Annotated in this window: 7 protein-coding genes; 6 read left to right on the top strand and 1 reads right to left on the bottom strand. The window is 34.6% G+C overall.

Features of this window, described 5'->3' with window-relative positions; all coding sequences use genetic code 11:
- From argH to CLV91_RS06105, 5 genes are all read left to right on the top strand, one after another.
- Entirely contained in the window at window positions 1-1,278 is a 1,278-nt protein-coding gene (gene argH, locus CLV91_RS06125) for an argininosuccinate lyase (protein WP_121064991.1), read from the top strand.
- Window positions 1,279-1,546: 268 nt separating this feature from the next.
- Complete coding sequence (locus CLV91_RS06120; protein ID WP_121064989.1) at window positions 1,547-9,211, top strand: BspA family leucine-rich repeat surface protein; 7,665 nt, start codon at window positions 1,547-1,549, stop codon at window positions 9,209-9,211.
- Between the two features lie 4 nt (window positions 9,212-9,215).
- Entirely contained in the window at window positions 9,216-10,148 is a 933-nt protein-coding gene (locus CLV91_RS06115) for a PorP/SprF family type IX secretion system membrane protein (protein WP_121064987.1), read from the top strand.
- A 10-nt stretch (window positions 10,149-10,158) separates the two neighbouring features.
- Window positions 10,159-10,698, top strand: coding sequence for a hypothetical protein (locus tag CLV91_RS06110; protein WP_121064985.1), 540 nt, complete (start codon window positions 10,159-10,161; stop codon window positions 10,696-10,698).
- Window positions 10,699-10,709: 11 nt separating this feature from the next.
- Complete coding sequence (locus CLV91_RS06105; protein WP_170146705.1) at window positions 10,710-11,309, top strand: toxin-antitoxin system YwqK family antitoxin; 600 nt, start codon at window positions 10,710-10,712, stop codon at window positions 11,307-11,309.
- On the opposite strand, the gene CLV91_RS06100 is transcribed toward CLV91_RS06105, so the two are convergent.
- A complete protein-coding gene (locus CLV91_RS06100; RefSeq protein WP_121064981.1) occupies window positions 11,289-12,722 on the bottom strand; it encodes an aminotransferase-like domain-containing protein in 1,434 nt (477 codons plus the stop codon). The two genes, CLV91_RS06105 and CLV91_RS06100, sit on opposite strands and share 21 nt — an antisense overlap.
- Before the next feature lie 101 nt (window positions 12,723-12,823).
- Here CLV91_RS06100 and CLV91_RS06095 point away from each other — a divergent pair, with 101 nt between their 5' ends.
- Window positions 12,824-14,239, top strand: a complete 1,416-nt coding sequence (locus CLV91_RS06095; RefSeq protein ID WP_121064979.1) for a pyridoxal phosphate-dependent decarboxylase family protein — start codon at window positions 12,824-12,826, stop codon at window positions 14,237-14,239.
- The last annotated feature ends 46 nt before the right edge of the window (window positions 14,240-14,285 follow it).

Raw genomic sequence — 14,285 nt, 5'->3', positions numbered from 1 at the left:
ATGAAACTCTGGGATAAAGGATTTAGTACCGATAAAAAAATAGACCACTTTACAGTAGGTAATGATAGAGAACTAGATTTGCAGCTTGCTAAATATGATGTAATCGCCTCTACTGCACATGCTAAAATGCTAGGAAAAATAGGCTTACTTACCCAAAAAGAGACCGATGCCCTTGTAAAAGAATTAGACCTTATTGCTAAATCTATAGAAAAAGGCTCTTTTACTATTGAAGATTCTTTTGAAGATATGCACTCTAAGATTGAGTTTTTGCTAATTGAAAAGCTCGGCGATACCGGTAAAAAAATACACACTGCACGTTCCAGAAACGACCAAGTTTTGGTAGCTATGCATTTGTATTTAAAAAATGAATTAGAAGAAATTAAGGAGCAAACAAAGTCACTTTTTAGTCTTTTAATTAATCTTGCAGACAAGTATAAAACTGTTTTATTACCAGGATATACACATTTACAAATAGCAATGCCATCTTCTTTTGGGCTTTGGTTTTCTGCCTATGCAGAAAGTTTAGTAGATGATTTATATTTTATTGATGCTGCCTATAAAATTGCTGACCAAAATCCACTTGGGAGTGCTGCTGGTTACGGTAGTTCTTTCCCAATAGATAGAAGCTTTACTACTAAAGAAATGGGCTTTGCTACACAAAAGTACAATGTAGTAGCTGCACAAATGGGAAGAGGAAAAGTAGAAAAGGCTACTGCTTTTGGAATGAGTAGTATTGCCGCTACCCTCTCTAAAATGGCAATGGATATTTGTTTATATATGAGCCAAAATTTCGATTTTATTACCTTCCCAGATGAACTTACCACAGGAAGTAGTATAATGCCTCATAAGAAAAATCCAGATGTGTTTGAATTGGTACGTGGTAAGTGTAATAAAATACAAGCAGTACCTAATCAATTAATTCTTATAACAAATAACCTTCCTAGCGGTTATCATAGAGATTTACAATTAGTTAAAGAAGTACTAGTCCCTGCGATACAAGAATTAAAATCCTGTTTAGATATCTTAACTTTTAGTCTAAAAGAAGTAAAAGTTAATACTGGCATTTTAGAAGATCCTAAGTACGATTATCTTTTTAGTGTAGATACTTTAAACGAGTTAGTTCTTAGTGGCATACCTTTTAGAGATGCCTATAAGAAAATGGGAATGGAAATAAATGAAGGTACTTTTTCTCCTAAAAAAGATATTAAACACACGCATGATGGTAGTTTAGGAAACCTATGTTTAAATGAAATTCGCGAGAAAATGAATAAAGTGTAAAGCATCCATTTTTAGGGCTTTAAAAAGCGTTAATTAAATAGAAATTTCTATTTAATTAACGCTTTTTTTGTGTGCTAAAAAGTTAAAAAAGGCTACTTGCAGCCTAATAACTACCCCTGTTTTCAGTCTGTTTTACACGCACATCTACTCTTACTTTTGTCTTGTTTACCTATAAAAAAACAAGGTTCACAACAAAAACTGTAAATCATCTAAAGGGTTTATCATATTTGAAAAAACTAATCGTTACCACATAACATCCAAACTTACCATGATAAAACATATACTCACCACACTCTTCTTATTTTTTAGTTTTTGCGTTTTAGGACAAAATTTTGAATCTACTTGGAATACCAATAATACCGAGACTGGCTCTTCTGCCAATAACGAAATTACTATACCTACAAACCCTGCATACACTACCTATAATTATGATGTAGATTGGGGAGATGGATTATCGGACACTGGAGTAATTGGTACTATTACACATACCTATGCAACTGCTGGCAGTTATACCGTTAGCATTAGCGGTACATTCCCATCTATTTATTTTAATGATGAAAATGCTAATGATAAATTAAAAATTATAGAAATACTTGCATGGGGAGATATTCAGTGGCAAACCATGGAAAATGCTTTTTATGGTTGTGAAAATTTGAATTTTGATTTAATTGACGCCCCAAATTTAAGTCAAGTTACTTCTCTAAAAAATATGTTTAGAGAAGGTACTTCATTCACCGGAATTGTGAATAATTGGGACGTTTCCACAATAACAGATATTTCAGGAATCTTTTCTGGTTGTTCCATTTTTGATAGACCTGTTGATACATGGACAACAAACTCCGTTACCGATATGTCCGAGACATTTAAAAGCACAGCTTTTAATCAACCCTTGGATAATTGGAACACTTCATCAGTTACCACTATGAAAGGAATGTTTATAGCTGCAGGACGTTTTAATCAAAATATAAATAATTGGAATGTTAGCAATGTTACTGACATGTCTCAAACATTTTCCTATACTAATGCCTTTAATAGACCTTTAAATAACTGGGACGTTAGCAGTGTTACAGATATGACAGCTATGTTTGATGGTTCAGGTTTTAATCAACCAATAGACAACTGGAATGTTAGTAGTGTAACCACTATGTCCAGTATGTTCAGGCATGGCCAATATAACCAACCCTTAGCAAGTTGGAACGTTTCTTCTGTTCTTGATTTCTCATTAATGTTTCAAAGAAATAGAACATTTAACCAACCTTTAAATAGTTGGGTTGTAACAAATGCCACAGATATGTCTAGTATGTTCGATGGTTACATTTGGGGACAAGTTTACAACCAACCACTAGACAATTGGAATGTTAGTAACGTAACGAACATGAGTTACATGTTTAGAGACAACTCTGGTTTTAACCAAGATATTAGCGGATGGGATGTGAGCAATGTCACCAATATGCAAGGTATGTTTTCGCAAACAGATGTTTTTAATCAAGATATAAGTGGGTGGAACGTTAGTAGTGTCACAAACATGTCTACAATGTTCCAACGGGCACAGGTATTTAATCAACCTCTAAACAATTGGAATATAATTAATGTAGATAATGTTTCATCAATGTTTGATAGGGCTTCAAGTTTCAATCAACCATTAAATTTATGGAACCTCAGCAATGTTACTAGTTTCCAAAATATGTTTAATCGTGCAAGTTCTTTTAATCAAGATATAACGGGCTGGAATACATCTAGTATCACCAATATGTCTGGTATGTTTACTTCTGCCAGCACTTTCAACCAAAACTTGGGTGTTTGGGATATTTCTTCTGTAACCAACATGGCAAATATGTTGTCAAATAGTGGTTTATCACAAGAAAATTATGACAATACTTTAATAGCTTGGTCTGCACAAACTGTAAACTCCGGAATAAATCTAGGTGCAACAAACTTACAATATTGTGATGCCTTAAGCCAAAGACAAAGTTTAATAGATGATGATGGGTGGACCATTACAGGAGATGCCGTTAATTGTTCTTATGTGTTATGTACTGAAATTACCATGCCACATGCCAGTGATACAGCTACGCCTGCGAATAGTGATATTCGTTGGGATCCTGCTCCAAATGCTACAGGTTACAAAGTTACTTTAGAAATTGAACGTGGTGGCGTACGAAATTATGCCACTATTGGAGGAAACACCGCTAATAATTATGATGTAGGTAATACCGTTGGTTTAGATTTTACCAATGAATTTATGGCTAATGATACAGTATATGTTACCGTTGTACCTTATAATGGAGAAGGGGATGCCGTAGGCTGTCAAGAAATTAGTTTTACTGTAGTTGAGAGTTGGGTAAACAGAACCGATGTTTTTAAAATCACTATTGATACTAGAAATTTAGATTCCAATTCTACCGCAGCTAATCAATATAGAATTGAGCTAAATGATGGTTATCCTGATTATTTAACCTATGATTTCAATATTGATTGGGGAGATGGGCAATATGATAATAATGTTTCTACAGATATAACACATACTTACTTAACTCCAGGAATTTATACCATTGCAATTATTGGAGATTTCCCTTCGTTCCGTCAAGATTCAAGTAATAAAGATAACCTTAAACTTATTTCTATGGATCAATGGGGTGACCAAGTCTGGCAAAGTATGAATCAGGCTTTCTATTTCTGTGAGAATATGGAGTACAATGCTACAGATATCCCTAATTTAACTCAAGTGACAAACATGTCTCGTATGTTCAGAAGGGCATGGCTCTTTAACAATGACATTAATAATTGGGATGTTAGTAATGTTACGAATATGAGCAATATGTTCTATCAGGCATACATTTTCAATCAACCATTAAATAATTGGGATGTAAGCAATGTAACCACAATGGATAATATGTTTAACGCCGCTCAGGCATTTAATCAAAATATTGATACTTGGGATGTTGAAAACGTTACTTCAATGCAATACATGTTTGCTAATACTGATGCCTTTGACCAACCCCTTAATTCATGGAATGTTTCTAATGTAACAGCAATGAGATCTATGTTCCAAAGGGCAGAATTATTTGATCAGCCACTTAACAATTGGATTGTTACAAATGTTACCAGTATGGAGGAGATGTTCAATTCAGCCGAACTTTTTAATCAAAACATAGATAATTGGGATGTAAGTAATGTTACCAGTATGAGAGGAATGTTCAATACAGCAAGAGCATATGACAGCCCTTTAAATTCATGGGACGTTGGCAATGTAACCAACATGGAATCTATGTTCAGTACTACACCATTATTTAATCAACCATTGAGTAATTGGAACGTAAGTAACGTAACCAATATGAGAAGTATGTTTAGCGGCTCTACGCTTTTTGATCAAGATATTGACAGTTGGAACGTAACCAATGTTTTAAACACATCGTACATGTTCAGCTATGCAACTGCGTTTAACCAGCCCTTAAATAGTTGGGATGTAAATTCTGTTGTAAACATGTCAGCCATGTTCAGAGGTTCAGGAACTTTTAATCAATCTTTAGATAATTGGGATGTGAGTGCCGTAGCAAATATGAGCCAAATGTTCGAAGATGCTACATTGTTCAACCAACCTATAAATACATGGAACGTTAGTTCAGTAACACTAATGGAATCTATGTTTGAAGATGCTGCAGTATTTAACCAAAATTTAAATAATTGGAACACTGCGGTAGTAACCAATTTTGAAGCCATGTTTAAAAATGCCTTGGCTTTTAATGAACCAATATCGAATTGGAATACAGGCGAAGCTTTAACTATGCAAGAAATGTTTAGTGGAGCAACAGCATTTAACCAAAACATAGACCCATGGAATGTTTCTTTTGTAACTACTATGAGAGCTATGTTTAATGGTGCTACCAGTTATAACCAAACCATGAACTCTTGGAACGTAGCTTCTGTAACCACTATGGAAGACATGTTTAAAGATGCAAGTACTTTTAATGAGAACATTGGTGATTGGAACGTTAGAGGCGTAACCACCATGGAAGAAATGTTCAGTGGCGCAACTGCCTTTAACCAAGACCTAAATAACTGGCGTATAGCGGGTGTAAGCAATATGGACTATATGTTTAGAAATGCATCGGCATACAACCAACCTATGGATTTATGGAATCCTGGTAATGTAACTATGCGTTCTATGTTCGATAATGCCATTGCTTTAAACCAAAGTTTAGCGGATTGGGATGTTAATGGTGTTACCGATATGCGAGATATGCTGGATAATACTGCACTCATAAGAGAAAATTATGATACTACTTTAATTGCTTGGTCCGAGCAAAACTTAACTACTGGTATTACACTTGGTGCAGAAGATTTACCGTATTGCGATGCACAGGAAGAAAGACAGTCTATGATCGATAATTTTGGATGGACGTTTGACCAAGATGTTCGCGATTGCCCAATACCAGATTGTACGCTACTAACATCTCCGCTCAATGGCGATACAGATGTACCTGTAAACACCAACATTACATGGGAGCATGCCTTATATGCAGAAGGATACCGCTTAACGGTGGGCACCACTGCAGGCGGAAATGATATTGTAGATAATATTACCATTACCAATGAAACTTCATACGAATTTGCATCAGATTTTAATACTGGAGATACTATCTACGTAACCTTGATTCCTTTTAATACAGAAGGAGATGCTGTGGGGCCTTGTGCCGAAGAAAGCTTTACTATTTCCAGTAGTCCTGCTACCATACCTGAATGTACCAGTTTAACCGAGCCGTTACATGCTGCAACAGATGTAGCCGTAACTAGTGATTTGAGTTGGAATCCTATTTCCAATGCGGATGGATATAAAATTACAGTTGGAACTTCTACTGGAGCTAGTGATATTCTTAATGCAGAAGATGTAAATAATGTTACTAGTTATGATTTTACTAGCGACCTACCTGAAGATAGTGATATTTTCGTCACTATAATTCCTTATAATGATGAAGGGGACGCAGATAGCTGTACCGAAGAAAGTTTCCATACCGAGATAATTCCTGTTCCACCAACTTGCACAAACTTAACTAGCCCTGTTAACGGTGCTACCGATATTGCAATTGACACCCATTTAAGTTGGACAGCCGTTTCTAATGCTACAGGTTACCTAGTAATTGTAGGTACTACCTCTGGCGGTATAGAAATAGTAAACAATGCAGATGTTGTTGGCGCTAATACCTATGATATTCCTGTTGATTTACAAGAAGCTAGAATGCATTATGTAACCATTATTCCTTATAATGCTGAAGGGGATGCAACGGGTTGTATCGAAGAAACTTTTACCACTGGCGACTCAACTAGTCCACCATCTTGCACTACGCTAACAGCACCAATTAATGGCGCTACTGCCGTAGACCCAGCAACTAATTTGAGTTGGACGGAGTTAACATCGGCTACAGGGTATAAATTATCTGTAGGTACTTCTAGTGGAGGTTCCGATATTTACTCTGGAGATGTAACTAATGTATTAACACATGACCTTGCTTCCGATTTACCGGAAAGTACAGTTATTTATGTAACAGTAACTCCATATAATACTAATGGCGATGCTGTTGGTTGTACTGAAGAAAGTTTTACTACCGATGGTGCTCCTTTATGTACCACACTAGCAACTCCAGCAAATGGAGCTACAAATGTTCCCGTAGACACCAGTATTGAATGGAATGCGAGCAGTAATACAGACGGCTATAAATTAACCGTAACAGCAAGTAATAGTACTGCAAATAATTTGACAGATTTTGATGTAACTACAGGTACTACGTACAATTTTGCTAATGACTTTGAAAGAGGAGAAACCGTTACGGTTACTATTGTACCTTACAATAGCACTGGTGATGCTGTAGGGCCTTGTTCTTCGGAAAGTTTTACAATTATTCCTCCACCGGTACCAACATGTACAACTTTAACAACTCCTACCAATGGAGCAGTGGATGTTGCTCTTGCTACTAATCTGGAATGGAACGCAAGCGCAAATGCAGATGGCTATAAACTTACTGTTTTAGCAAGTAGTAGCACTGCAAACAATATTACGGATGAAGATATAACTGCAGGCACTACTTACATTTTTGCAAATGATTTTGAACAAGGAGAAACCGTTACAGTAACCATTATACCTTACAATTCTGTTGGGGATGCTATAGGTTGTTCTTCAGAAAGCTTTACCATAAAAGCTGTTCCAAACTGTACTAATTTAATAACACCAGCAAATGGCGCTACAGATGTAGCTGTTAATACAACTATAGAATGGACTTCTATTACTGATGCTGATGGTTATAAGTTAACAGTTAATGCAAGTACTAGTACTGTAAATAATGTAACCGAATTAGATATTACTTCTGGAGCTACTTATACTTTTACAAACGATTTTGAACAAGGAGAAACTGTTACTGTAACATTAGTACCATATAATACAGCTGGTGATGCTATTGGATGTACTTCAGAGAGCTTTACCATAAAACCCGTTCCAACCTGTACTAATTTAATAACACCCGCAAATGGCACTACAGATGTAGCTGTTGCTACCAATATAGAATGGAATGCTGCCAGTAATGCTAATGGATACAAATTAACTGTTACCGCAAGTAGTAGTACTGCAAATAATGTGACCAATTTAGATATTACTACAGGTACTACTTACAATTTTACAAACGATTTTGAACAAGGAGAAACTGTTACAGTTACATTAGTTCCTTATAATGAAGTTGGGGATGCCATAGGTTGTACCGCAGAAACATTCACTATTAAATCTGTACCACTATGTACTAACTTAATCGCTCCATTAAATAACGCTGTGGTAACAGAAGTAAATGAAATTACTTGGAATACGGCAACTAATGCAGATGGCTACAAATTAAGTATTACGGGAAGTAATACAACTGCCAATAACCAAACCGACTTAATAGTAACTGGTAATTCACATACTTTTTCTGATGATTTTGCTCCAGGAGAAGTAGTTACAGTTACCATTATACCATATAATGAAGTTGGTGATGCTATTGGTTGTACCTCAGAAAGTTTTACGGTAAGGCCAATACCACCTTGTACAAATTTAATGTCTCCATTAAACAATGCAACTGAAGTTTCTGTTTTGACTGACATTTCCTGGAATCCGAGCTTTGACGCAGATGGATATAGAATTTCAGTTGGCATATCTCCAAACGGAACAGAAATTGTAAATAATGAAGATGTAGCTTCTTTAACTAGTTACACTTTTGCCGAAGATTTACCTTCTGAGAGTTTAATATACGTTTCTATTGTTCCTTATAATACCTCTGGTGAAGCCGTTGGATGTACATCCGAAAGTTTTGAAACCGAAATTATAGTTCCTACATGCTCCCAATTATCCAGTCCTTTTAATGGTGAAAATGAGGTGCCATTAGAAAGTAGTATTTCTTGGGAAGAAGTAGAAAAAACTGATGGTTATCGTTTATCGTTAGGGACCTCTCCTGGCGGAACTGACATTGTAAATAATTTGGATATGGGAACTAATACAAATTATGCCCCAATGGAAGAATATCCTTTTGATACGCAAATATATGTGACTATTACACCATACAATAGTAAAGGAGATGCCATACAATGTGAAGAACAATCTTTTACCACAGTTATTCCAGAAGATGAAACTAAATATGGTTTTTCTCCAGATGGGGATGGCATTAATGATTACTGGCATATTGATAATATAGAATACTACCCTGAAAATATAGTGATGATTTACAATAGATGGGGAGATGCCGTATTTGAAATAAAAAATTACGATAATAATTCTGCCGTTTTCCGTGGCGATGCCAATTTAAAAACAAAAATGGGTGCTGGCCAATTACCAGAAGGGACCTACTTTTTTAATATTCAAGTTGAAGGAGAAACTATTCTAGGAAAAACAAAAGGATACGTAGTAATAAAGCGTTAAACCAATGAAAATAAACAAAACTATTGGCACGCTAGCACTAGGTGTTTTGCTGTCTATCTTATCAAGTAATGTAATGTGGAGTCAACAAACACCAACATTTACAGAATATAATTATAATCCGTTTATCATAAATGCAGCCTATGCTGGCTTAACAGAAAATACAGAACTCTCCATGAGTAATTCTGGTTTTTTTAATCAGTTTGATGGTAGTCCAAGAACATTTTCTCTAAGTGGTCATGGCTCTCTTAATCGTAACAAAGTTGGTTTAGGAGCAGGTATTATTAGAGATCAAATTGGCGTGACTACGTCAACCAGTTTCTTTGCTTCTTATTCTTATAAAATATTTTTCGATTTTAAGAGTAATAGACCCTATTGGCAACTTTATGATGCTGGAGTGTTATCTTTTGGCATTACAGCTGGTTTACAACAATACCAAGATAATTTAACCCAGCTAGGTATTATTGGAGATCAAAATTTTGCACAAGATATTAATGGTTCTATACCTACTATTGGTTTAGGCTTCTTATTTAATCATGCTTCTTTTTATGTTGGCGTTTCTACTCCAAATATTTTAGGAGATGCATTAGCTACAGATGATAATATAAACTTAAACAGCCCTTATTACGGTTACTTCGGATATCGATTCTTTAACAATCGTTTTCAAGATTTAATGATAAAGCCTAATGTATTATTAAAATATGAAGATGGTGCCGCGTTACAAGCGGATATTAATGTCGCCGTAAGTTTTAGAAATAAATTTGAAATTGGTACTGGCTATAGAACCAATAACTCTATAAACATATTAGCAGGTATTTATGTCTTTGATAATGTAAGAGCAATCTATAATTACAATCTGGCAACTAATGATTCTCCTCTAGGAAATACCCATGGACTTATTTTAAGTTACCAATTTGGAGATGGGTATGCAATAGATTAAATTACTTTTTATGAGTTTAAAAAACATAATTATTGGAACACTAATTATTGGAAGTATACTAATTGCTGGGTCTTTTTATTTAAGTTTTAGAACAAAAATTAAAGACCTATCTAACAAGCACCCTTATACTACTATTATCAATAAAGCCTTAAAAACCAAACAAGAATGCTATATAACCATACATAAACACTCTTTAGAAAACCCTTATATTATAGACCTGACTAATTCTAATTTCTATGAATCTTCTAACCCAATTTATAAAATCCCTCTTGGTACAATTTTAAAAATTGAAGGCGCCAAGGCATTTACTGCACCTGTTAGCGGATCTACCCACCATGTAATACTTGGCAGTGTATATCTTAATGAGATTAAGGAAACAGTAAAGTTTGAGTTCTTTTGGGGAGATAACCCTACGTATGGTTTATATGATTTTAAGGACAATTACGATATATACCCATTAGCGCCATGGCAAGAAAGTGCCTTACCTTTTAAGTATTTTTGGGATGGAAGAAAAGAACCTCATAATTGGGAAGAATGGAACTCACTCTAAAAAAATATACATTGAAAACTTATCTGTTTTTACTATTAATTTCTATGCTGTTCCAGAGCTGTAATACAAGTAACAAATCCAGGGAAAAAACAGGCGTTACTATTTCTTATGAGAAAGAAATTATAGATGTAAAGGACTTTTTTGAAAATGGAGATGTAATGCTAACAGGACAGCTCATTAATAATAAAAAAAACGGAAAATGGACTCGCTATTATAGCAACGGTAAAGTATTTAAAATAGAAACTTTTAAAGATGATATTTTAGACGGAGAATGGAAAGCCTACCACTTTAACGGACAATTATACTTTGGAGGAAACCATATAAACAATAATAAAGATGGTGTCTGGAAGCATTATGCGAAAGACGGTACGCTAAAATATATAAGAATCTATAATCCAGAAGGAGCTACAGGGGAATGGAAATCTTATTACGATTCTGGAGAAATATCACATATAGAAAATTATGTAAATAATAAACCTAACGGTAGGTGGACGTCTTTTTACAAAAATGGTAAAATCCATGACGAAGGAAATTATCTTGATGGTAAAAAAAGTGGTGAGTGGAAAATTTACAATGACAAAGGTCTTTTATTAAAGGCTACTGTTTTTTAAAAGTTTCCCTAATTGTTTTAAAGCTTTTTCAACTTCAATACTCCACGGTAAACCATAACTAAGACGCATACAATTTTGATACTGATTTTGTAGTGTAAAAATAGTACCCGGACTAAAAACCACCCCTTTTTCTTTTGCTTTATTAAATACCTCTTTTACATTTATTTTAGGATTAAGTTCTACCCACAAAAGAAAACTTCCTTGTGGTTTTGTTACTCTTGTATCTTTTGGAAAATATTCTCCTATTGTAGTAATATATTTTAGGCTATTGGCGTGTAACGTTTGCCTTAACTTTCTTAAATGATAATCATACCTTCCTTTCATTAAAAAATTAGCAATTGTTTCTTGCGTAATTGTTGTTGTAGAAGAAGATAAACAGAGTTTTAAACGCAAAATTTCTTTTAAAAATCTCCCTGGTGCTACCCACCCTACACGGTAACCACCTGCTAAAGTTTTAGAAAATGAACCAACCCACATTACTAATCCACTGTCGTCAAAAGATTTACAAGTACTTGGCCTATTTTTTCCATAATAAATTTCACCACAAATATCATCTTCTATTAATGGTATTTGGTATTCTTTAATAATTTTTACAATTTCTTTTTTATGAGAATCGGGCATAATACTCCCAAGTGGATTATTAAAATTAGAGATTAAAACTATGGCCTTAACATCTTGCTTTCTCAATACTTTTTTTAAAACATTTAAATCCATTCCAGAAGAAGATTCTGTTGGTAACTCTATAACACGTAAACCCAAAGTATTTGCTAATTGCAATATTCCAAAAAAAACTGGGCTTTCTACTACAATAGTATCTCCTGGATTAGTTACTACCATTAATGATAAGGACAGTGCGTTAGTACAACCTGCCGTAATAACTATATCTTCTTCCTTTAAATTGCCTCCCCATAAGAGCGTTCTTTGTGCAATTTGTCTTCTAAGGTTTTCACTACCCTGTATTGTATCATAATATGTGCCTCCTGCTTTTAAATGTATTATCGTTTCATGCATTGTTTTGCTCAGTTTGGCAACTGGTAAAAGTTCAGGAGCTGGTACTCCTAATGAAAAATTTACAATGTCTTTTTCATTTATAGTTTGGTAAAAATCTATAATTATTTCTGCTTTACTTTTATGAGAAGCTTTAGAATTAGGTGCAGTCTTTTCCGGGCTTTTTAATAATTTATCTTTTGAAAAAATAACGTAATAACCAGATCGGGGTCTAGATTCTATTAAACTTTTAGCTTCTAGTCTATAATATGCCTCTAAAATAGTACTTACACTTACCCCATATTCTTTTTTAAGAATCCTAACAGATGGTAATTTGTCCCCCAATTTTAAAACTCCACTATTAATTTGTTCTTCAATTGCGGAAGCAATATTGTTATATAAGAAGGTCTTGGAAGTATTTTTCATTAATAAAAATTATCTGTACTGGTTAAAATTACAAAAACTGCATCTGTTATGGTATTTTTATTTAAAACATCTTTGATAAGAATTTATTATAATCTCTAATTATGGAAAAAAAAGGTACTATTCAAGATAAAATGTATGCCGATATACAAGATGTTAGCATATACCAAACCGCTCAAAAAAAAGGATACGAGTATTTAACTAATGTCTTCGACAGAAATGTATATCCTACAAAAAAAGCCTTAGAAGATTTAGCCAATTTTGATGAAGATATGCCAACAGCAACTTCAGAAGCAAATACTATCTTAGAACATTTAAATACCTATGGTTCTCCGGCCACAGTAGCCAATATGGGCGGAAGATATTTTGGGTTTGTATGTGGTAGTTCTGTTCCTATAGGTTTGGCGGCAAAAAACCTTGCTACGTTTTGGGACCAATCACCAACCATGAATGTGTTATCCCCTATAGGTTCAAAACTTGAAACCGTAGTAGAAAATTGGTTAAAACAACTTTTTAATCTTCCGGAAAGTACGGTAGCGGGTTTTGTTAGCGGTACTTCTATGGCTACCTTTTGCGGGTTAGCCGCTGCAAGATATAGATTGCTTTCTAACCAAGGTTGGAATATTAATGACCAAGGCTTCTCAAACGCTCCAAAAATTAGAGTAATTACCGGAAAACATGCGCACTCTACCGTTTTAAAAGCCATTAGTCTGTTAGGCTTTGGAAAAAATAATATAGAATGGGTAGATGTTGATAATCAAGGTAGAATAATTCCGGATAGGATTCCCGAAATGGATAATGCAACTTTACTAATTCTACAAGCAGGAAATGTAAATAGCGGATCGTTTGATGATTTTGAACAGATCTGCAAAAAAGCCAATAAAGTTGGCGCATGGGTACATATTGATGGTGCTTTTGGAATGTGGGCTGGCGCTGTAAACCAACTTAAACACTTAACTAAAGGGGCAGAAAAAGCAAATTCTTGGGCTGTTGATGGACACAAAACATTAAACACTCCGTATGATAATGGTATTGTTCTTTGTGAAGATAAAGAAGCTTTAATGAGTGCCTTACATATGTCTGGAAGTTACATTGTAACCAGTAAAGAAAGAGATGGTACTTTTTATACACCCGAAATGTCTAGACGTGCCCGAATAGTTGAGCTCTGGGCAATTTTAAAATACTTGGGTAAAAATGGTATTGATGAAATGATTCTAGAAATGCATAAAAGGGCATTACAATTTTCTAAAGAGCTAAGTAATATTAATGGGTTTACAGTACTTAATGATGTGGTGTTTAACCAAGTTATGGTTTCTTGTGAAACAGACGATCTTACCGATAAAACTTTGGCTAGAATTCAAGAATTACGAAAATGTTGGGTTGGCGGTTCTACTTGGAAAGGCAAAAAAGTGATTCGTATAAGTGTTTGTTCATGGGCTACAACTAAAGAAGATGTAGACATCTCTGTTTCTTCCTTTAAAAAAGCTTTAGAAGAAATTAATATTGAACTATCCTCTTAATTTGTGGTAACTTTAGAATTCTTTTTACAACTATTCTTAATAAAGA

Origin of the sequence: Maribacter vaceletii (assembly GCF_003634105.1) — a bacterium.
Classification (GTDB): domain Bacteria; phylum Bacteroidota; class Bacteroidia; order Flavobacteriales; family Flavobacteriaceae; genus Maribacter_B; species Maribacter_B vaceletii.
This window is presented reverse-complemented; position numbering and strand designations above follow the sequence as displayed.

Coding starts and splice junctions, on each gene's coding strand:
- CLV91_RS06115 (WP_121064987.1), top strand. CDS start 9,216: ATGAAAATAAACAAAACTATTGGCACGCTAGCACTAGGTGTTTTGCTG.
- CLV91_RS06095 (WP_121064979.1), top strand. CDS start 12,824: ATGGAAAAAAAAGGTACTATTCAAGATAAAATGTATGCCGATATACAA.
- CLV91_RS06100 (WP_121064981.1), bottom strand. CDS start 12,722: ATGAAAAATACTTCCAAGACCTTCTTATATAACAATATTGCTTCCGCA.
- argH (WP_121064991.1), top strand. CDS start 1: ATGAAACTCTGGGATAAAGGATTTAGTACCGATAAAAAAATAGACCAC.
- CLV91_RS06120 (WP_121064989.1), top strand. CDS start 1,547: ATGATAAAACATATACTCACCACACTCTTCTTATTTTTTAGTTTTTGC.
- CLV91_RS06110 (WP_121064985.1), top strand. CDS start 10,159: ATGAGTTTAAAAAACATAATTATTGGAACACTAATTATTGGAAGTATA.